The following is a 19,694-nucleotide window of genomic DNA, read 5'->3' on the forward strand; positions in this document are numbered from 1 at the left end:
GTGAAGTAGTTGTTCAGGGGATTCAGCCGATGACGGCGAGCACGTCGCGAGCCGAGAGCACGAGGAACTCTTCGCCTGCGTACTTGACTTCGGTGCCTCCGTACTTGGAGTAGATGACCTTGTCGCCGACGGCGACGTCGACCGGCACGCGGTTACCGTTGTCAGCAACACGGCCCGGGCCCACTGCGACAACTTCGCCTTCCTGAGGCTTTTCCTTGGCGGTTTCGGGAATGACCAGACCACTGGCGGTAGTCTGTTCTGCTTCGACCTGACGGATGACAATCCGATCTTCGAGTGGCTTGATGGAGACCGACATATCGGGCCCTCTCCCTTCGCTGGGTTCTATTTCATCGAGTCAGACGGCGGCTTATGCCATGAACCTCTCGTCGTCGCGGGTGCCGAGCGATTCGACCGTCTCATGAAACTGGCACTCAATGAGTGCTAGTGCTAATTCTGACTCTAGAACGCTCTTAGCACTCGGTCAACTTGAGTGCCAGCAATTCGTCATGCTCTGGGCGAAAGTTCAGATTGGGCCCCGGAAGCCGGGGCAGCGGGGCACCGAAAAGCGTGGGCCCCGAGGATCTCTCCTCGGGGCCCACGCTCCTTGCTGACCGCCTCAGCTCAGTTGTCGATATCTGTTGTCAATGACGGCCAGAGTTCATGGCCTGTACAGGCGCTCAGTCGGTTACTGCGAACCTGATCTCAGATCAGGCGCAGGCCCACTGTCCCCAGCCGGCTTCAGCCTGGAGCTTCTTGGCGCGCTGGAACTGCTCCTGCGGGCTGGCATCCGACGGATTGCCGCTGCCGCCCATGGCCTGCCAGGTCGAGGGCAGGAACTGGAACAGACCGAAGTGGGTGCCGTTCGAAGCCTTCGGATCGAAGTTCGATTCGCACTCGACGACCGAGTACCACTTGGAACCGGGTCCGCCGAGCATCGCCTTGATCTCGGCGGTGGACATGGAACCGCCGCCACCGGAGCCGCCGCCGGTGCTCGAGCCACCGGAGTCACCGGAGTCGCCCGAACCGGAATCGCCGGAGTCACCCGAGTCGGAACCGCCGGTGTCAGCCGGCTTTTCCTTCTTCTTGGTGCCCTGGATGACGACCTTGGTCTTGGGTTCGGAGAGGACCTTCTCGTCCTTCTTCTCCTTCTTGACCTCTTCGCCGTTGATCGTCTTGACCTTGTAGGTGACCTGCTTCTCGCCGTCCTTGCCTTCGGTCTCGACCTTGGTCTCACCCTCGTAGAGGGAATCGGACTTCTTGGTCTCGACCTTGGCCTTGATGGCCTGCTTGTCCTTGACGGTGTCGTTCTTCACGCGGTTGACGGTCAGCACCTGGCCGTCGGAGACCTCGGCGGACATCGGCACGGACAGGAAGTCGTCCTTGTCGAGCTTGACGCCCGTGTCCTTGAGGGCTTCCTTGGCGGTGCCCACAGCGGCCGAGACCTTATGGTCCTTGCCGTCGGCGACGACGGTGAGGTCCTTCGACGTGGTCACCTCAATGTCATTGCCTTCGTCCTTCAGACGCTGGCTGGCCTTCGCGTTGAGGTCGGCGCCCTTCGCGTCGACACCGAGGTCGGCCAGAGCCTGACCCACGGTGTTCGCATTGGTCCATTCGTTCGTCTCTTTGCCATCGACGGACAGCGCAACCTTCTTCGCCGTGTTGACGGTGATCGTCATATCACGGTCGACCTTGGTGCCCACACCGGGCTTGACCTGGTCGCGCTTGTCGACATCGATTTCGTGGCTGTCGAGGATGTCCCCGACCGTTCCTCCGAAGGTTCGGATCTCTTCGGCCTGTCCGTTGACCTCCAAGGTCACGGGCTTGTTCATGGTCACAACCGCGCCCGTGCCACCGACGAGTCCGGTGATCACGACCGCCTGTGCAGCGATCTGAACCTTGCGGTTCTTCAGAAAATCAATCACAAAAATATCCCTGAGCAGAGTTTATCGACCTGTTCACTGTAACCGATTCGTTACACGGTTCGCAAAATATCACGGAAATGTAACGGTGTGAGTTTCCTGAGGGCGTGTCTGACCTGGAGTTCCCCGTGTTCCCGGGGCATTCCCGATCGTGACATTCCCCCGCCGAGGCGGCGCTGCGTCCCGTTATCTCGCTCACAGAACGAAGGGCTGAGCCCGGCTCAGTCCCAGCTGCCGAGGGCCCGCTCCGCGTTGTTCCACACGGCCGCGCACAGATCCTCTTCGCTCATCCCGCGCACCTCGGCGAGTTTCCGCGCCGTGACCGCCGTGAGGTAAGGACCTCCCGGCTTACCGCGATGCGGGTGCGGGGTGAGGAAGGGTGCGTCGGTCTCCGTCAGCAGGAGCTCCAGTGGAGCGGCCGCCGCGGCCCGCCGCAGCTCGTCGGCGTTCTTGAACGTGAGGTTGCCGGCGAAGGACATGTAATAGCCTTCGGCCGCACATTCGCGGGCCATCGCCTCGTCGCCGGAGTAGCAGTGGAAGATCGTGACCTCGGGAGCGCCTTCCTCCTTGAGGATGCGCAGCACATCGGCGTGTGCCTCCCGATCGTGGATCTGCAGTGCACGTCCGGTGCGCTTGGCGATCTCGATATGAGCTCGGAAGGAGCGCTGCTGTTCGGCGACTCCCTCTTCTGCCGTGCGGAAGTAGTCGAGACCGGTCTCCCCCACCACGCGCATGCGCTCATGCGAGCTCACGAGCGATTCGATCTCGGTGAGAGCGTCATCGAGCAGGCCGCGCTCGGCCAGCCGCGGGGCTTCGTTCGGGTGGAGGGCGGCCCCGCCGATCATCCAGGTCCGTCCCTCGGCAGGAGGGCCGGGCACAGTACGGGGGTCGGCCGCCTCGGCGAGGGATCCCACCTCCGTGGCCGCCTCGGCGGGGGTGCCTGAATACTGGGAAGCCACGAGCGCGGTCGTCCACCGGGCTGCCGGAAGGTCGCAGCCGATCTGGACGATGCGACGGACTCCCGCCTCGGAGGCGGTGTCATGGAAGAAATCCAGCGACGGGAACTCTTCGTCCGCGTTCGGGGTCACCTCGGGTTCGGGTTCACCAGCACCCAGCGGCAGCCGCACACCCGTGCAGATGTCGAGGTGAGTGTGGGTGTCGACGATGGGATGAGCGAGTGGTTCGGGCACCGGTGGATAGGTTCCGGCGGCGCGCGAGGCCATTATTCGGTCTCCTCCACGAACTTCGGGAACACGGGTTCGGGCTTCGGCAGGGGCGTGCCCGGTTCGAGCGGGAACCCGACGGCCGCGAACGACCGGGGATCCGCCTCGGCGGCGGCGATGCCGTCGGCAGCGGCCTCGGCGACATTCGGCGCCAGGGCGGCCGAAGCGTATGCCGCACCGGCGGCGACGCCGATGGCCGCGCTCGCGGATACGGCTCCCATCGCCTCGGCGCCGGACCCGGAATCGACGGCGGTCGGCAGGACCTTCGCACCGGCCTCACCGACGCCGGCGGGCACACCGAGGAGGTCGAGGATCTTGCCCGCGGAATCGGGCATGACCGGCTGGATGAGGATGGAGATGATGCGCACGACCTCGATCGTCACCCACAGCACGGTGGCCATACGATCGGGATCGGTCTTCTTCAGTTTCCACGGCTCCTGCGCGGAGAAATAGCGGTTGGCCTCGGACAGCACCTTCCAGCAGGCCTCGACATAGAGGTGGAGGGCCTGGGTGTCGACGTGGCGTCGGGCGGTGTCGGGCACGGCCCGGGCGAGGGCGAGGAGTTTCTCGTCCGCCTCGGTGAGCTCACCCGGCTGCGGGACCTGGGCGTCGCAGTTCTTCTGGATCATCGACAGCGAACGCTGGGCGAGGTTGCCGTACTCGTTGGCGAGGTCGGAGTTCTTCCGTGTGATGATCGAGTCCTTCGTATACGAGCCGTCGTGGCCGTAGGAGAACTCGCGGAAGAGGAAGAAGCGCAGGGTGTCCAGGCCGAAGGCATCGACGAGGTCGAGGGGGTCGACTACGTTGCCGACGGACTTCGACATCTTCTCACCGGAGTTGAAGAGGAAGCCGTGGGCGTGGACCCGCTTGGGCAGTTCGATGCCGGCGCTCATGAGGAACGCGGGCCAGTATACCGAGTGGAAGCGGATGATGTCTTTGCCGATGATGTGGACGTCGGCGGGCCACCACTTGCTGAGGCGCTCCTGGTCATCGGGGTAGCCGGCGGCGGTGAGGTAGTTCGTCAGTGCGTCGATCCACACGTACATCACGTGCTTGTCGTTGCCCGGCACCGGCACACCCCAGTCGAAGGTGGTGCGGGAGATGGAGAGGTCCTTGAGCCCGGATGCGACGAACGAGGCGATCTCGTTACGGCGGGAGTCGGGACCGATGAACTCGGGGTGGTTCTTGTACAGCTCGAGCAGCTTGTCCTGGTACTTCGAGAGGCGGAAGAAGTAGGACTCCTCTTCCGTCCAGGTCACCTCGGTGCGGGTCTCCTTGGACAGGCGCACGCCGTCGACGACTTCGGTCTCGTCATCGGTGTAGAAGGCCTCGTCGCGCACGGAGTACCAGCCGGAGTACGTGTCGAGGTAGATGTCGCCGGCCTCTTCGAGCTTGCGCCAGATGGCTTGCGAGGCGGCGTAGTGGTCTTCGTCGGTGGTTCGGATGAACCGGTCAAAGGTCGAGCCGAGGGCGAGCTGGGTGTCGCGGAAGTTCTTCGCGTTGTCGTCAGCGAGTTCTTTGGGGGTGATGCCGAGCTTGTTCGCCGCCTGCAGCATCTTCAGTCCGTGCTCGTCCGTGCCGGTGCAGAAGAAGACATCGTGATTGTCCAGTCGCTTGAACCGGGCGATCGTGTCGGCCGCAATGTACTCATAGGCATGCCCGATGTGAATGGCCCCGTTGGGGTAGGCAATCGCTGTCGTCAAGTAGTAACCCATAGGGAACTCAGTCTAAGGGACACCGCCGCGCAGGCGCGCATGGGCTGGTGCTGGTGGACCCAAGCGAGTTTTTGCCGAGGATTCGCGAATAGCCCAATTTGCGGTGAGTAGCCCACGTTTGAAGATGGGCGGCTCACCTCGGACTGGGCTGAATCAGTTCGCACCTGGACACCAGCTCACAGAACCAGCGGTTTTCCACATCGACGACGTAGTTCAGGTGCCTGTAAGAAGAGCTTCTGTCCGAAGGTCTTCGGGTCCAGAACTTCATTGAATTTGAAGCGCACGATCTTATAGCCCATCGCCAGCAGACGATTGTGCTGTCGGCTCTCCTTGTTCATGACGTCGAAGCCGCCGTCGACGTACTTCTGCGTCCCATCGACGTAGAGTGCGACTCTATCGTCACGGAACAGGAAGTCGAGTCTCGTGAGAAGTCGGCTGCCATCGGCAATATTCACCTGCTGCACGAAGTCGTGCAGACCCAGAAGATGCAGATTGAAGGCGGCTCTGCTCTCCAAATAGCTTTCGGACAACGGTGATGCGAGTGAGACCAGTCTCGCAGCCACCTTTGCGCCCCGTGCCAGGCGGTCAATGGGCGCTGCGAACAGAGCTGCGACTGCACCCGGAACCTCGTCCAGCAGGTGTGCCGGATACCCGAGCCTGAAGATCAGATCCTCGTCGTCGCCGAGAAGATGCCATCTGACCACCTGTTCCATCGCGGCAAACGCCGCAGCGCTGCCGAGTTCGGCCCGCAGATCCAAGGCAGTTCGAGCCGGAGTAGTGACGCGAAGCCCTTCCGCCTCGGAGACGTCTTCAGCTGCGATTGTTCTGCGTCGCCTGATCAGCTCGGGTGATTTGGTGCTTGATACGGGGTGGAACACCGATACTGGTTCGTCCGGCTCATCGAACATACCGATTCTGTGCAGGCGGGCCGCCGAGATCCCGAACACGATGTCTCCTGCGCGGTAGTGGGGATAGTGGAGGACTTGCAGACGCTTCAGATTCGCCTCGTATCTGCGTTGCTGGGACCGCTCTTTGTCGCGTCCTTCCTCGTGATACGTCATCCAATCCGAGTCTGTGGCGAAGGGAGAAAGGTATCGGTGGGCACGGACTTCACAACGACTGACGACTGTATAGACTCCACGAGAGAGCTTTCGCAGACAGCAGCCCAAAGCGCTGCGGATGTCTGCCGATGAGGCTCCAGCATTGCGAAGGTCCGTGAAATACACGACGTTGTTCTTCATGCCGGCACACTGCCGAAATCCGCATTGATTCAGCAATGCTCAATCCTGTTGCTGTGGAATCAGCTTCGGCGTCCACACGGTGACAGCGCCTCAGTAAAGAGTCAATCAACAGGCGTCAGCGTTCGAGTCGAGTCGTCGACCGGCTTCACAGCGGCTCGTGCCTTTCGCACCAGGCTCGTTTGGGGAGTATCTCAACCGCGCTGATGGCCCAGTTTTGGGTGGATAGCCCACTTTCTGCCATGGGCTATCCACCCGAAACTGGGCTGCCGGCTATCCACAGCCGATTGCGCACGAGTCGTGTCACTCGCGGTGGAGCCAGGCCTCGTAGACGTCGCGCTTGGACAGGCCGAACTTCTTCGCCACCTGCCCGGCCGCGTCCTTGGCACGCGAACCGGAGTCGACCAGTGCGCTGACCTCGCCGAGGTGGTCCTCCGGAGCCGTTTCGACCTCGGTGGCACCGGCGAGCACGAGGGTCAGTTCCCCTCGCAGACCCTCGGCGGCCTGATCGCGCAGTGAACCGACGGTTCCGCGCAGAGTCTCCTCGTAGGTCTTAGTCAGCTCGCGGCTGATGGCCATGGGCCGGTCGACGCCGATGATCTCGGCGAAGTCGTCCATCGCATCGGCGATGCGGTGTGGGCTTTCGAAGAAGACCATCGTGCGCTTCTCGGCCTTGAGTTCGGTCAGCAGGGTCTTGCGCTGCCCGGACTTGCGCGGCAGGAACCCTTCGAAGCTGAACCGGTCGCTCGGCAGTCCCGAGACCGCGAGCGCCATGAGCACCGCGGACGGCCCCGGTGTCGACGTGATCGGAAGTCCCGCCTCGGCGCAGGCCTTGACCACACGGTAGCCGGGGTCGGAGACGGCGGGCATCCCCGCGTCGGAGAGCAGAACAACGGTCTCACCAGCGGCGATGATATCGACGAGTTCGGGAGCGCGGTGGCCCTCGTTGTGGTCGAAGACGCTGATGACACGCTTCGTGTGCGTGAGGTTGAGTCGCTGCGCGAGCGACAGGAACCGCCGCGTGTCCTCGGCGGCGATGACATCGGCAGTTTCGATGGCCTCCCGCATCCGCGGGCTCGCATCGCCGAGGTTGCCGATCGGAGTCCCGACCAGGATCAGTCGACCGCCGGTGAGGTTCGGACCGATACGTGGCCCCGCGTCATCGGTCAGGTCGATGTCGTCGGACGGCACCGCCTCGGTGGGGCTGTCGTCGGCTCTGTGGCCGGCCGCCTCGGTGGAGTTGTCGTCGGCTCCGTGGACGGCCGCCTCGGTGGAGTTGTCGTCGTCACCGATTCCACGATCCGCATCGACGCCCTGGTCGGAGGACGCGAAGGAGTCTGAACTCAACTGGTCGAACCCGCGCCGACCATTGCCGCGCCGAAGATGAGGACGAATACCCCGACGTAGAGGACCCAGAAGAGGATCCAGAGGATGGTGCCGATGTAGCCGACCCACAGGGCCGCGATGGCCATACCGTCGCCGCGTTCTCCGCGTTCGCGGATCTGCTTGCGGGCGATGTGGCCCATGATGATGCCGGCGATGCCGCCGATGAAGACGGACGAGATGACGCCGAAGATCGAGGCGCACATGCCGACGATGGCCAGCACGTTCGTCGGTGGCAGCTGCTGGTACACGTAGCCGGGTCCGCCGGCGTACTGCGCATTGGCCGCGTAGGCGCTGTTCTGACTGTACGACTGGGCACCGTACGAGCCGCCCGCGTTCGATTGGGGCTGCTGATAGTACATGTCCGGGTTGTTCCAGTTGTTCTGGCTGCTCATAGCGAAGTCTCCTTGTGGTTGCCTTCAACGGTACAGAGTCGTCGGTGGCGGCAAAAGGCGGGGCGGTTACAGGTCAATCACAGTTGGCGGGGTGGGCACCTTGCGATGTGATGCCGGGGCGGGCGCGTGTGTCGGACGTTGAGGCCGTGCGCCAGGTCGTTTGCCGGGGTGGGCTTCCCGGAATCCCGAGCCTCAGCTGACGGTTGCGTTTCCAGCGGCGATCGAGGCGCCGATGACGAGCGCGATGACGCCGAAGTAGAACAGCCAGAACACGACCCAGAAGAGCACGCTCAGGTAGCTCAGCCACAGTCCAGCCACGGCCATTCCGTTGCCGCGCTCTCCGCGGGCCTTGATCTGCGAACGGGCGATGTGTCCGAAGATGATGCCGACGAAGCCGAGGAAGAAAAACGATGAGATGAACGAGATGAGGCCGAGCACCAGCGCGACGATCGACGAGGAATTCGTCGGCGCCACCTGCTGGTAGACGACGACCGGTGCTCGGTTTCCGTACGTCACGGGGGCCTGGACCAGGGCATGAGGGTGGGCCAGAGTATGAACCGGTGCGGGCGTGTGGACTGCGACGGGGGCGTGGACCGAACCCTTCGATCCGGTGTAGGTGTTCCCGAGAGGCAGTACGCGAGTGTTCATGTCCGTTCCGTTCCGCTGGCTGTCGTTGATCTTTGAATCTGCTCGGGGCCGTCCTCGACGGGTGTCCCGATATCTGTCATCAACGCTACCCACGTGCAGCGAGCGCGGCGGCCGAATCGTGTTGCAGTCCTGCACCACAGGTTGCAGGTTCCCCTCGCCGAGGCGGCCCGACCGGCCCGTACCCGCGTGGCCTTGGGGCGCACGCAACGCTGCGGGCAGGCGTTTTCAGGGTCGTGCAGAGCGGCCCGACCGTCCGAATCGAGCGTGACCTCGGCACCCGTCCGAAGTCATCCGGAGCAGCGCCGAGGTCACGCGGGGCGGCGCCGAAGTCGCCCCGGGCAGCGCCGAGGTCACGCGGGGCTGCTCAGTAGCTGCTCATCATGCCCAAGAAGCCGATGCCCAGGATGCCGATCATGACGATCGCCATGATGAGCCCCAGGGCGATAGTCACGTATCCGATGATGAGCCCGGCGATCGCCTGTCCGCGGCCTTCTTCGCCTGTGCGCTTGATCTGGCCGAGGCCGATGTGGCCGAAGATGACGGCGAGCACCGGTGCGATCCACAGGAACATCGCGATGATGCTGAAGATGATGCCGATGACCGGGATCATCGACAGCAGGCCGCAGACGAATCCGCCGCCGATACCGGCGATGCCCATCCACATCGACCACACGGCCATCTTGTTGGGTGCGGGCCGGACGAAGACCGGCTGCGTGCCGTAGGTCATCGGCTGGCTGTACGCGCCCGACTGGCTGTAGGCATCGTAGGCGTTCGGCTGGCTGTACGCACCTGGCTGGCTGTATCCGCCTGACTGTCCGTACGCGTTCTGCTGACCGTAGGCGCCGGACTGTCCATAGGAGTTCTGCTGCCCATACGGCTGTCCCTGCGAATACTGTCCGGCACCGGACCCATACTGACCCGCACCGGACCCGTACTGTCCGGCACCGGATCCGTACTGACCCGACTGTCCCTGACCATACTGCGGCTGGGACCCATAGTTGTTGTTGAACTGCTGCGAGCCGACCTGGGGAGGATCGCTCGGGCGGTAGTTGGGGTTGTTCGACACGTTGTGCACCATTCGCTCTGACTCCGGCTGTCTCCCACTACTCTAGTGATGCACGGTGGCGAATGCCCAAGAATCCTGCTCAAGGTGCCGAACCTCATGCCGGTCTCCCCCTCCCGACCTACGCCAGCCACACCCGGCACGCCCTCACTCCCCCACCTCGTCGGCCCCACCCGGCACGCCCTCACTCCCCGACCTACGCCCGCCCGACACTCCCCTTCGACCCCACCTCGTCGGCCCGATCACTCCCAATGCCCCGCCCTTCCCTGCGGGTCGCATGAGAGCCCTGCCCGCCGAGATCTCTAAACTGGACTCCGATGACTCACACCGCAGACTCCCCGCCCCCCACCAGGCGCATCGCCCGCGAGCGCCTGGCGAGGAAACGCGAAAAGGTGCGTTCCGGCGCCGCTGCGATGCGCCGCGAAACCTTCCACGCCGGCATGTGGGCCACCCGAGCACCGCTGTGGATGTGGCCGGCCCTGCTCGTCATCACCGGAATCGGTGCGGCCCTGCGACTCTTCCGCCTCGACTTCCCACACCGCCTGATCTTCGACGAGACCTACTACGTCAAGGACGGCTATTCGGTCTTCAACTTCGGCTACGAACGCTCCTGGCCCGAGAACGCCGACGATTCCTTCAACGCCGGCGATCCCAGCGTCATCGAGCCCACCCCCGAATACGTCGTCCACCCGCCGCTGGGCAAATGGCTCATCGGGTGGGGCATCGACCTCTTCGGCGCCGACGATTCGTTCGGCTGGCGCTTCACCGTGGCGATCATCGGCACCCTGACGATCTTCCTCCTCGGCGTCATCGCCTGGAAGCTCTTCCGCTCGGCGTTCTTCGCCTGCATCGCCGCCGGCCTGCTCGCCATCGACGGCGAGCACTTCGTCCACTCCCGCACGAGCCTGCTCGACATCGTGCTCATGGCCTTCGTCCTCCTCGCCTTCTTCTTCATCCTTCTCGACCGCGATCAGGTGACGAAGCGTCTGGCCGCTTGGACCCAGGGCACCGCGGAGATCGACAGCTCCGTTCCGTCCCGCACACTGCAGAATCCAGATCCCCTCCCCGAGGCGGCCGCTTCCTCCCCATCCGACCCCGATGAGGTCCCCCGAACCTTCCCGACCGAACTTAACGAGTCGATCACCTCCGCCGCCCCACTCCCCGAGGCGGCCCCGCCCACCGCGGAAGCCCGACGTCGGCGTCGGACGAAGTCCAGGGACGTGATCAACTTCGGGCCCCGCCTCGGCGCGCGGCCTTGGATCTTCGCTGCAGGGATCAGTCTCGGCCTGGCTACGGGGGTGAAATGGTCGGGTCTGTATGCGCTGGCGGCGTTCGGGATTCTGATCGTCCTGTGGGATGTGCATTCGCGGTATCGGGCCGGGGTCGTGCATCCGTGGCTGGGCATGTTCATCCGCGACAGCATTCCCTCGTTCTTCAAGCTCGTGCCGATCGCGCTCGTGACCTATGTGGCGTGCTGGACCGGGTGGATCCGTTCGGATGACGCGTGGGACCGACAGTGGGCTGCGGAGAATTTCGGCTGGTGGCGCGCGCTGCCGCAGTGGTTGGATTGGCTGCCGTCGCTGGCGCACTATCACTACACGGCGTACTCGTTCCATGTCGGGCTGGACTCGGAGCATCCGTACATGTCGAACCCGTGGGGTTGGATCGTGCAGTGGCGGCCGACATCGTTCTACTACGAGTCCTACGACCGGGGCGATATGGGGTGCACGGTCGCGAAGTGCTCCTCGGCGATCACCTCGGTGGGCAACCCTGTGATCTGGGGCTTGGCCGCTTTGGCTGTGCTCGTCTGCCTCAACGTGTGGATCATCCGCCGGGACGTCCGCCCCGCCGTCATCCTCGCCGGGCTGGCAGCGACCTGGCTGCCATGGTTCGCTTACCAGGAGCGGACGATCTTCACCTTCTACACCATCGTCATGGTGCCCTTCGTCGTGCTGGCCGTGACGTACTGTCTGACCCTCGTCTGGGGTCGGGTTCCGGTTCGTGGGCTAGCGTCGCCAGGGCCGTCGACGAAGCAGCGTTTCACGCGGATCTCCGCGGCGCTGTTCGCCAGGCGACTGAGCGTCGGGCTCATCCTCGTCGCAGCGATCCTCGCCTTCGCCTACTTCTGGCCCGTCTACACCGGTGAGGTCATCCCGTTCTCGGCCTGGAACAACCGCATGTGGAACATCACCTGGCGCTGATCGGCTGACGTCGGCGTGCACCCACGCACCGCACTGGCTCCGTCGAATCACCCCACCGGCAGCTTCGGGCCGCGCGTCATCGACTTTTGTCCCATTCGTCATCGACTTTTGATCAGATACTCATGTTCGAACCGGATTATTCGTCCAAAAGTCGATGAAGCGATTCACCTGCCTACCCAAAAGTCGATGAGACGTTTTCGCACAACTGCACAAAAGTCGATGAGGCTCCCACCGGCTCTGCCCGCTCAGCACCCACCGCCCGCGGGCACAGGGGCCGGCTTGAACGTCGCCGCACGGCCCCGCCCGCGGGCACAGGGGCCGGCTTGAACGTCGCCGCACGGCCCCGCCCGCGGCCCACCGGCACATCCGTCACGGGTTCGCCATCGAAGGGTCGCCTCGGCGACATGGCGTGTTCACCTTGAGGTAACACCCCGTCGTTAGCGTCGAATCATTGTGAATGACCAATCGACGACCTACGAGCCCAACGCAACCGAGTTTCAGTCGGAAATGAAGCCGGATGCGCGCACCACCGTGGCCGCGAACCAGGCGGCAGAAAGCACCACCGCATCAACCAGCACCACCTCCCCCACTCCCCACCGCACCGTCGCGATCATCCCCGCGCGCGGAGGATCCAAGGGCATCCCGCTGAAGAACCTGCAGAAGGTCGCCGGCATCTCCCTGCTCGCCCGCGCCATCAACGCCGCCCAGGCCAGCCCCAGCATCGACCGTGTGATCGTCTCAACCGACCACGACGGAATCGCTGCCGAAGCCCTGCGTGCCGGCGCCGAAGTGGCCCACCGCCCCGCCGAGATCGCCGGCGACACCGCCACCAGCGAATCCGCGCTCATCCACACACTGTCGACCCTCGACGAGGACTTCGACATCACAGTGTTCATGCAGTGCACCTCCCCCTTCATCGACTCCGCCTCGATCGAGAACGCGGTGCGCACGGTCCGTGACGACGACGCCGATGTCGTCTTCTCCGCCGTCGAAGACCATTCCTTCCTGTGGCGCCTCGACGACGACACCCAGGCCGTGGCCGTCGGGCACGAAGCCAGCTTCCGACCGCGCCGCCAGGACCGCGCCAAGCACTTCAACGAAACCGGCGCGTTCTACGTCATGCGCACCTCCGGCCTCATCGAGCATGAGCACCGCTTCTTCGGCCGCATCGGCATCGAAGAGGTCCCGCCCGAGCACGCCCGCGAGATCGACGACATGTCCGACCTCACCCTCGTCCGCGCCATCGCCTCGACGCAGGAGACCGCGCAGGTCATCGACGTCGACGCCCTCGTCACCGACTTCGACGGCGTCCACACCGACGACGGCGCCTACGTCGACGAGGACGGAAACGAACAGGTCCGCGTCCACCGCGGCGACGGCATGGGCATCTCCCGACTCGTGAAGTCCGGCGTGCCCGTGATGATCCTGTCGAAGGAACGCAACCCCGTCGTGACCCGCCGTGCGGAGAAGCTGCGCGTCGACGTTGCCCAGGGCATCGACAACAAGGCCAGCATCCTCGACGCATGGATCACCGCCAACGACCTCGACCCGGCCCGCGTCGCCTACGTCGGCAACGACATCAACGACCTCGAGGCCTTCGACGTCGTCGGCTGGCCCATCGCCGTCGCCGACGCCCACCCGCGCGTCCTCGCCGCCGCCCGCGTCATCCTCGATCGGCCAGGCGGACGGGGTGCGGTGCGTGAGGTCTGCGACCTCATTCCCATCCCCGCCGAGGCGGCCGAACCCCTGCCGAATCCGACCCTGACCTCACTGCGGTCGCCCACCGGACACCCATCGACCTTGGCAGGGCACCAGTCAGGACGCCCGGCCGGCCACCAGTCGGCGGCCCTGTCCGGCCACGCGTCCGCCTTCCCCGACCAGCAACCGTCCGTCCCGCGGCACCAGCCGCAGTTCACCAACCGCGCGGAGATTTCGCGTGCCAACCGAAAGCAGGTTTCATGACTGATCAACTCGCCCCCGTGGCCATCGGAGAGCACCTCGTCGGCCCGAACCAGCCCGTGTACATGATCGGTGAGATCGGCATCAACCACAACGGCGACGTCGACATCGCCAAGCAGCTCATGGATGTCGCCGTCACCGCCGGTGCGCAGGCAGTGAAGTTCCAGAAGCGCAACCCCGAGGTGGCCGTTCCCGAACACCAGAAGTCGAAGATGCGCTCGACCCCGTGGGGCGAGATGACCTACATCGACTACAAGCACCGCGTCGAGTTCGGCATCAACGAATACTCCGAGATCGACCGCTACGCCAAGGAAGTCGGACTCCAGTGGTTCGCGTCCCCGTGGGACACCGACTCCGTCGACTTCCTCGAGAACGAGTTCGATGCCCTGACCTACAAGGTGGCCTCGGCCTCGCTGACGGACTTCGAGCTGCTGCGCGCGATCGCCGCCACCGGCAAGCCGGTTCTGTGCTCCTCGGGCATGTCCGATTGGGAGACCCTGGACAAGGCCGTCGAGGTCTTCGACCGCGACAAGCTCGTGCTCATGCACGCCACCTCGACCTACCCGCTGCCGCCCGAAGAGGTCAACCTCAAGGCGATCCCGGCCATGCGCGAACGCTACGGTGTTCCCGTCGGCTACTCCGGCCACGAGCTCGGCCTGGAGATCTCCTTCGCCGCAGCCGCACTGGGTGCTGTGACCATCGAACGCCACATCACCCTCGACTCCTCCATGTGGGGCTCCGACCAGTCCGCATCGATGGAACCGCGCGAATTCGCCTCCCTCGTCAAGGGCGTCCGCGTCCTCGAAACCGCATTCGGCGACGGAGTCAAGCGCGTCATGCCGGGCGAGGAATCGAAGATCGATTCCCTGCGCAAGGTCACGGCCTGAGCAATCGGCTGAGCCACCTCGGCGAGGATTTTCTGCGCCGAGGTGGCTCTTCCATGTCCGATCCACTGATCTTCTGGTGGACCAACCCATGACCGCAATCTTCGGAGAAGGCCCGTGACCGATTTCGACCTGAGCATCATCATTCCCGCAAAAGATGGTGCCCCCTACCTGAGCACGCTGTTCCGTTCGCTGAGGCAGCAGGGCCCCGTCTGGGACCGCACTCAGCTGATCTTCGTCAATGACGGATCAAGTGATGAGACGCCGGAGCTGCTCGATGAGTTCAGCACTTGGTTCCCTCATTTCGAGGTCCTCACCAACCCGGAGGCGACGGGACTTGCCAATGCCCGAAACAAGGGCCTGGCATCTGCCCGGGGAGAGCACATCATCTTCCTCGATGGGGACGACTGGTTGGCCCCGGGGCATCTGTCCTCGATGCTTGCCGCAGCCCATAGGCTCGGAGTCGATTTCATCCGCTGTGACCATACGACGGTCGAGGGGACCAAGCGGGTGCGCAAACTCGCGCCGATGTCGGTCCGAGACGTGCCATTGGATCCCAAGGTGGGGATCCTGCCCGTCTACGAATCGACGATGGTCGACTATCCGTTCGCCTGGGCCGGCATCTTCCACCGGCGAGTGCTCGAACAGGGGATCCTCCATTTCCCGGAGAACTTCATGACTGCCGAAGACCGGTCCTGGATCTGGCGACTGCACCTGCAGGCCGAGTCCTTCGCCGTCGTCGATGCTCCAGGGATCCTCTATCGAAGAGGGATGGCGGGCTCTCTGTCGCGCATCGTCGACATTCGACAGCTGGATTTCATCCGCGCATTCGGACAAATCTTCGATCTCGTCGCTGCCGAGCCGGACGCCGACCGACTGTGGCCGAAGGCGATCCGCAACTGGTTGGCAATCCTCGACCATCAGATCAATCGTTTCGCAGCGTCGCCGGCGTCCCTGCGAAACCAGTTGCGAAGGGGTGCACGAACGATTTCGGCGAAGATTCCGCCAGAGTATCTGCGTGAGGAATTCGTTCTGCAGAAACAGGGACGACAGCTCAACGTCAGCAGCTACCTCAATGACGCACCTTCGTTAATGCTGGAGATGGTGAAGTGAAACAGATCTTTTTGGCCTCGACCCTGTTCGAACTCGTCTGCTTGGCGGCAGGAATCGATGGCGGTGACTACGACCGGCCGGCGGCTCCGGCGCTGATGGGAACCGATGGATTCGCGCCCGAGGACACCCCGGCTCCGACCGAACGGATCCTGCTGGTCAGCAACAACGCCGTGGTCATGGAGCTCTCGGAATCCTTCGTCGATTCGCCGGGAGCCGCCTCGTTGATCGCCCGGTTCGATCGGGTCGTCAACCTCAATGAGGCGCTCGCGCCTCTGCACGTCCATCCTTCGTCATGGCGGCCCGATCATACGGATCTGCCGGTCGTGGAATCGTATCTGCGTGGCCGGTGGGGGTTGGACGATACCGACGAGATCGAACTCGTAATCGAATCACCCCAGGTCAACCCGGCCATTGCGCTTGGCCGAGTGTTCTCCCGCGCGACGATCAGGGTACATGCCGACGGACTGATGAGCTTCGGCCCGACCCGCAATCAGATTCCGTTGACGAACGGTCAGCGGATGTCCGTGCTGCATTACTTGCCACTGGTGCCGGGAATCTCGCCGAAGCTGCTCCGCGAGTTCGGAATCGTCCACCGCCCACTGGGTGTCGAGTCGTTCACCGGTGTGGTGCGCGAGCTCGGCGAGCATTCGGCCGAAGCGCTGGAGGACGAACTGGGAGGGGTTCTCAGCGCCGCGCCGTCGAGCAATCGTCCGTGGGCACTGGTTGTCGGCCAGTATCTGTCGGCGCTCGGACTCATCACTTCTGAGGAAGAGACGCAGCTGCACATCGACATGATCGAGTCCGCCGCTGCGCGCGGAATGGAAGTCGTGGTGTTCAAACCGCACCCGGCCGCTCCTCCCTCGCAGACAGGACCACTGTTCGAGGCGGCACAGAGACTCGGGATCACTCTGCAGCTTTTCGACCTGCCCGTCATGGCCGAGGTCATCATCGATCGTCTGGCTCCAGACCTCATCGTCGGCGGGTTCTCCACCGCACTGATGACTGCTCGCCAGATCTATCAGGTACCTGCCCTGGCTGTGGGTACGGATCTGCTGCTCGAAGCCATCGCTCCTTATCAGAACAGCAATCGCATCCCATTGACGATCATCTCCGAGATCTGCGACGGCAGCGCCCCGGACAAGACCGATGCGCATCCGCAGCTGGGGCGTCTGCTCGCAGCCGTCTCTTACTGCATGGCACCGACGCTGTCGCACGATCTGCGTGACGCGGCAACAGACTTCCTCACAGAGGTCTTCGAGGTCAGCACAGGCCGCGGCGAGTCAGCCGACCGATTCAGTCGCTATTTCAAACGCCGACGCCTCACCGCGCTCGCTCTGCCGGGCAGCACGTCGAAGGCGTTTGCTCCGAAGCGGATGATCAAACGATCGGGAACGCTCGTGATCAAAGCGGTGGCAAGAAAACAACAACGCATCATGAAACGGATCCAACAGCGGTGACACCGAAGAAGAAGCGCCGGAGCGCCGTCGCTTTCGTCGAATCCCCACTGCAGTTCCTTTCGGCGCTCGAATCACATGAGCCGACGGAGGAGCTGCTCATTCGGGCTCGGGCGAGCGCGAAGGGGATGACGTCCTTCCTCGACGCCTTCGACCCGGCCTGGCTGCCGAATAATGTCCGCCTCGAGCGCGATGGGGCGAAACCGGGAGTGTTGCGGAAGACGAACTTCGACCGGATCTACCTCGGCGATGCCTGCTCCGGTCAGGTGCACAGAGCCTTGGCGCTGGCATACCTGGAACGTCGTCTGCCGGAGGTCGTCATTCTCGATGACGGTCTGGCCACGTACTCTGCGATCGAGATCCTCACCGCCAAGCGCGGTCCCCTCGTCCGTCCCCGGCAGAAGCTCAAAGCTTCGCGCACGGTCATGGCCGCTCACGTCGCCGACCGGCTTCGCCACCTCGCCACTGTGGGCAAGCTGCGCTGGCACACGGCGCTGCCGGTGGCGAAACCGCTGCGCAAGGCTTTCCTCAAATCAGGCGGTGAGATCACTCGCCACCGGTTCGAACATCTCCAGACTCTGCCCACCGGCGGCAGCCACCCCCGGGACAATCCGGTCATCGGTTCGTCCCTGGCCGCCGACGGTCTCATCGATGCCTTTGCCTACCGGGCGTGGGTCGATGACATCATCGACACTCACGGATCGATCACCTACTATCCGCACCGCCGTGAGACCGAGGAATTCCTCGCCGATCTCGCCCAGGACGAACGCGTGAGGATCAAGCATCTCGGCCTGCCCATCGAGCTGCGGCTGATCAACCTGCCGCCGGACTCGACGATCCGCAGCCTGCCGTCGACGGCAGCGGTGTCCCTGGCCGTACTCAATCCGGATGTGACCATCGACGTCACCGAGATCCCCGCGAAGTGGTGGACCGGCGCCTCACCCGATAGTCTGCGAAAGTCCCTCAACGCCCAGTCAGTCAAGGCAGATGACGATTCCTGAACCAGGCGATCCCCACTACAGCGGGCCGATCATGCCGCCGTCGCTCTCCGACGCGCCGCCACGGCCCTCACACCTGACCGAACGCACCCGCGCGGACGGTCAGTCGTCGCAGTCGAACTTCCCGGACGGTCCTGTGCTCCCGCCTCGGCGATCGGCCGGGCTTGCGCCCATCCGCATCCTCTCGATTTCCGACAGTGAGTCCTATCTCAAGTGGGCGACCCAGCTTCTGTCGTCCCTGCCCGACGTGGAGGGACGCGTGTTCCTCGTCGACAATCCGATTCTGCCGACAGATGAGCAGATCGCCAGCGCCGTCGCCGGCACCGACTGGGAACACCGAGAGGTCCCCGTCATCGCGCGGGCCGACCTCGCGCAGGTCATCGCCGATCACTCCCCCGATATCGTCCTCGGTGCCGCCACCGGCCCGATCGTCGCCCAGGTCTTCCTCACCGCGCACACCCGCGCTGACCGTCCGGCCCTGATCTCGGGGCTGCCCGGAATGGGTCTGCCTGCCAGCGGCAAGGGGATGAACTATCGCCGTCTGATGGATGCGTTCATCGCCCATTCCTCCGCCGAGGTTGCCGCTTACACCGAAGCGAGTGCCCGGTCGCAGGTGCCCTGCGAAGTTCTGTTGGCGCGCCTGCCGATGCTGCGTTCGGAGGGCATACCGAAGCTCGCGGCACCTGCGGAACCCCTCGCCGAGGCGACCCCACCATCCGACGCCACCGCGCCGTCCTCAGCGGGTGCCGCACGAACCGGTGCCCCTGCGGCCCCACGGACTCTGCTCTTCGCCCCGCAGGCGAAGGTTCCTGCCGAGCGAGCCGACCGTGAGGCGATCATCGCGGCACTGGCCGAGTTCGCCGACCGGCACCCGGATTCGACGGCGGTCATCAAGATGCGGTCGCGTCCCGGTGAGTTCGAAACCCATCACGAACAGCACTCCTACTTCGAGATCCTCGACGACTTCCGCACCCGCAGAGTGCCTGGAGCGAAGCGCATCGAGCTCGGATATGGTCCTCTCAGCGATTTCCTCACCGACGGCTCGGCACTGATCACGGTGTCCTCGACTGCGGCACTCGAATCCATCGATCGGGGCATTCCGACCCTGCTCATCTCGGACTTCGGCTTCAACGCCGAGCTGCTCAACGAGGTCTTCGCAGACTCCGGTGCCACCGGCACATTGGCCGAAGTCGCCGCCGGATCAATCGGATTCCCTGACCCGGAATGGCTGACCGAGAACTACTTCCACGCGCAAGACGGACAGCTGCGCCGAGATCTGGGGCTGTTGGCCACCCGAGCACGGGCCGGTCAACTGCCGAACCGTCGGTCGACACTGCTCAAGCAGAAGCGGATGCTCATCAGGGCCGAACTGCGCACCGTCACCCCCGCACCGATCATCGCCGCCTACCGCAGGCTCCGCTACGCCCGCTGAACTGGTCCGCTGGCATCTACACTCCCCGAGAATAGGTCACCATCGGACATTTCGCCCGCCGCCCGCCGG

At 64.1% G+C, this 19,694-nt stretch carries 16 protein-coding genes; 7 read left to right on the top strand and 9 right to left on the bottom strand.

Going from position 1 to position 19,694, the window contains the following annotated elements; all coding sequences use genetic code 11:
* Positions 1-22 precede the first annotated feature (22 nt).
* The 9 genes from groES to AC239G_RS14100 form a co-directional block, all read right to left on the bottom strand.
* A complete protein-coding gene (gene groES, locus AC239G_RS14060) occupies positions 23-316 on the bottom strand; it encodes a co-chaperone GroES (protein ID WP_039209993.1) in 294 nt (97 codons plus the stop codon).
* A gap of 391 nt (positions 317-707) precedes the next feature.
* Positions 708-1,922, bottom strand: a complete 1,215-nt coding sequence (locus tag AC239G_RS14065; RefSeq protein ID WP_487489095.1) for a ubiquitin-like domain-containing protein — start codon at positions 1,920-1,922, stop codon at positions 708-710.
* Positions 1,923-2,140: 218 nt separating this feature from the next.
* Positions 2,141-3,142, bottom strand: a complete 1,002-nt coding sequence (locus AC239G_RS14070; RefSeq protein WP_487489096.1) for a TatD family hydrolase — start codon at positions 3,140-3,142, stop codon at positions 2,141-2,143.
* Positions 3,142-4,857, bottom strand: a complete 1,716-nt coding sequence (gene metG, locus AC239G_RS14075) for a methionine--tRNA ligase (RefSeq protein WP_259357627.1) — start codon at positions 4,855-4,857, stop codon at positions 3,142-3,144. The genes AC239G_RS14070 and metG overlap by 1 nt, the downstream gene beginning before the upstream one ends.
* 176 nt (positions 4,858-5,033) lie before the next feature.
* On the bottom strand, positions 5,034-6,098 hold the full coding sequence (locus AC239G_RS14080) for a type IV toxin-antitoxin system AbiEi family antitoxin (RefSeq protein WP_139908741.1): 1,065 nt from the start codon (positions 6,096-6,098) through the stop codon (positions 5,034-5,036).
* A gap of 300 nt (positions 6,099-6,398) precedes the next feature.
* On the bottom strand, positions 6,399-7,271 hold the full coding sequence (gene rsmI / locus AC239G_RS14085; protein ID WP_219729093.1) for a 16S rRNA (cytidine(1402)-2'-O)-methyltransferase: 873 nt from the start codon (positions 7,269-7,271) through the stop codon (positions 6,399-6,401).
* Positions 7,272-7,438: 167 nt separating this feature from the next.
* On the bottom strand, positions 7,439-7,873 hold the full coding sequence (locus AC239G_RS14090; protein WP_139908742.1) for a DUF4190 domain-containing protein: 435 nt from the start codon (positions 7,871-7,873) through the stop codon (positions 7,439-7,441).
* 192 nt (positions 7,874-8,065) lie between these two features.
* Positions 8,066-8,521 (bottom strand): DUF4190 domain-containing protein, encoded by a 456-nt coding sequence (locus AC239G_RS14095; RefSeq protein WP_139908743.1) that lies wholly within the window; start codon positions 8,519-8,521, stop codon positions 8,066-8,068.
* A 364-nt stretch (positions 8,522-8,885) separates the two neighbouring features.
* Positions 8,886-9,587, bottom strand: coding sequence for a DUF4190 domain-containing protein (locus tag AC239G_RS14100; RefSeq protein ID WP_258041733.1), 702 nt, complete (start codon positions 9,585-9,587; stop codon positions 8,886-8,888).
* A gap of 314 nt (positions 9,588-9,901) precedes the next feature.
* Here AC239G_RS14100 and AC239G_RS14105 point away from each other — a divergent pair, with 314 nt between their 5' ends.
* The 7 genes from AC239G_RS14105 (at position 9,902) to AC239G_RS14135 (ending at position 19,625) form a co-directional block, all read left to right on the top strand.
* Positions 9,902-11,785, top strand: a complete 1,884-nt coding sequence (locus AC239G_RS14105; protein ID WP_487489097.1) for a dolichyl-phosphate-mannose--protein mannosyltransferase — start codon at positions 9,902-9,904, stop codon at positions 11,783-11,785.
* 507 nt (positions 11,786-12,292) lie between these two features.
* Positions 12,293-13,747 carry an acylneuraminate cytidylyltransferase gene (locus tag AC239G_RS14110; RefSeq protein WP_248283932.1) on the top strand — a complete coding sequence of 485 codons (1,455 nt, stop codon included), beginning with the start codon at positions 12,293-12,295 and terminating at the stop codon, positions 13,745-13,747.
* A complete protein-coding gene (locus tag AC239G_RS14115; RefSeq protein WP_487489098.1) occupies positions 13,744-14,631 on the top strand; it encodes an N-acetylneuraminate synthase family protein in 888 nt (295 codons plus the stop codon). Before AC239G_RS14110 ends, AC239G_RS14115 begins: the two co-directional genes overlap by 4 nt.
* A gap of 114 nt (positions 14,632-14,745) precedes the next feature.
* Positions 14,746-15,741 carry a glycosyltransferase family 2 protein gene (locus AC239G_RS14120; RefSeq protein WP_062243296.1) on the top strand — a complete coding sequence of 332 codons (996 nt, stop codon included), beginning with the start codon at positions 14,746-14,748 and terminating at the stop codon, positions 15,739-15,741.
* Entirely contained in the window at positions 15,738-17,198 is a 1,461-nt protein-coding gene (locus AC239G_RS14125) for a polysialyltransferase family glycosyltransferase (RefSeq protein ID WP_487489099.1), read from the top strand. Before AC239G_RS14120 ends, AC239G_RS14125 begins: the two co-directional genes overlap by 4 nt.
* Positions 17,195-18,196, top strand: coding sequence for a polysialyltransferase family glycosyltransferase (locus tag AC239G_RS14130; RefSeq protein WP_487489100.1), 1,002 nt, complete (start codon positions 17,195-17,197; stop codon positions 18,194-18,196). Before AC239G_RS14125 ends, AC239G_RS14130 begins: the two co-directional genes overlap by 4 nt.
* A complete protein-coding gene (locus AC239G_RS14135) occupies positions 18,183-19,625 on the top strand; it encodes a DUF6716 putative glycosyltransferase (RefSeq protein WP_487489101.1) in 1,443 nt (480 codons plus the stop codon). The genes AC239G_RS14130 and AC239G_RS14135 overlap by 14 nt, the downstream gene beginning before the upstream one ends.
* Positions 19,626-19,694 lie beyond the last annotated feature (69 nt).

Source organism: Brevibacterium sp. Lmc1 (assembly GCF_057654315.1).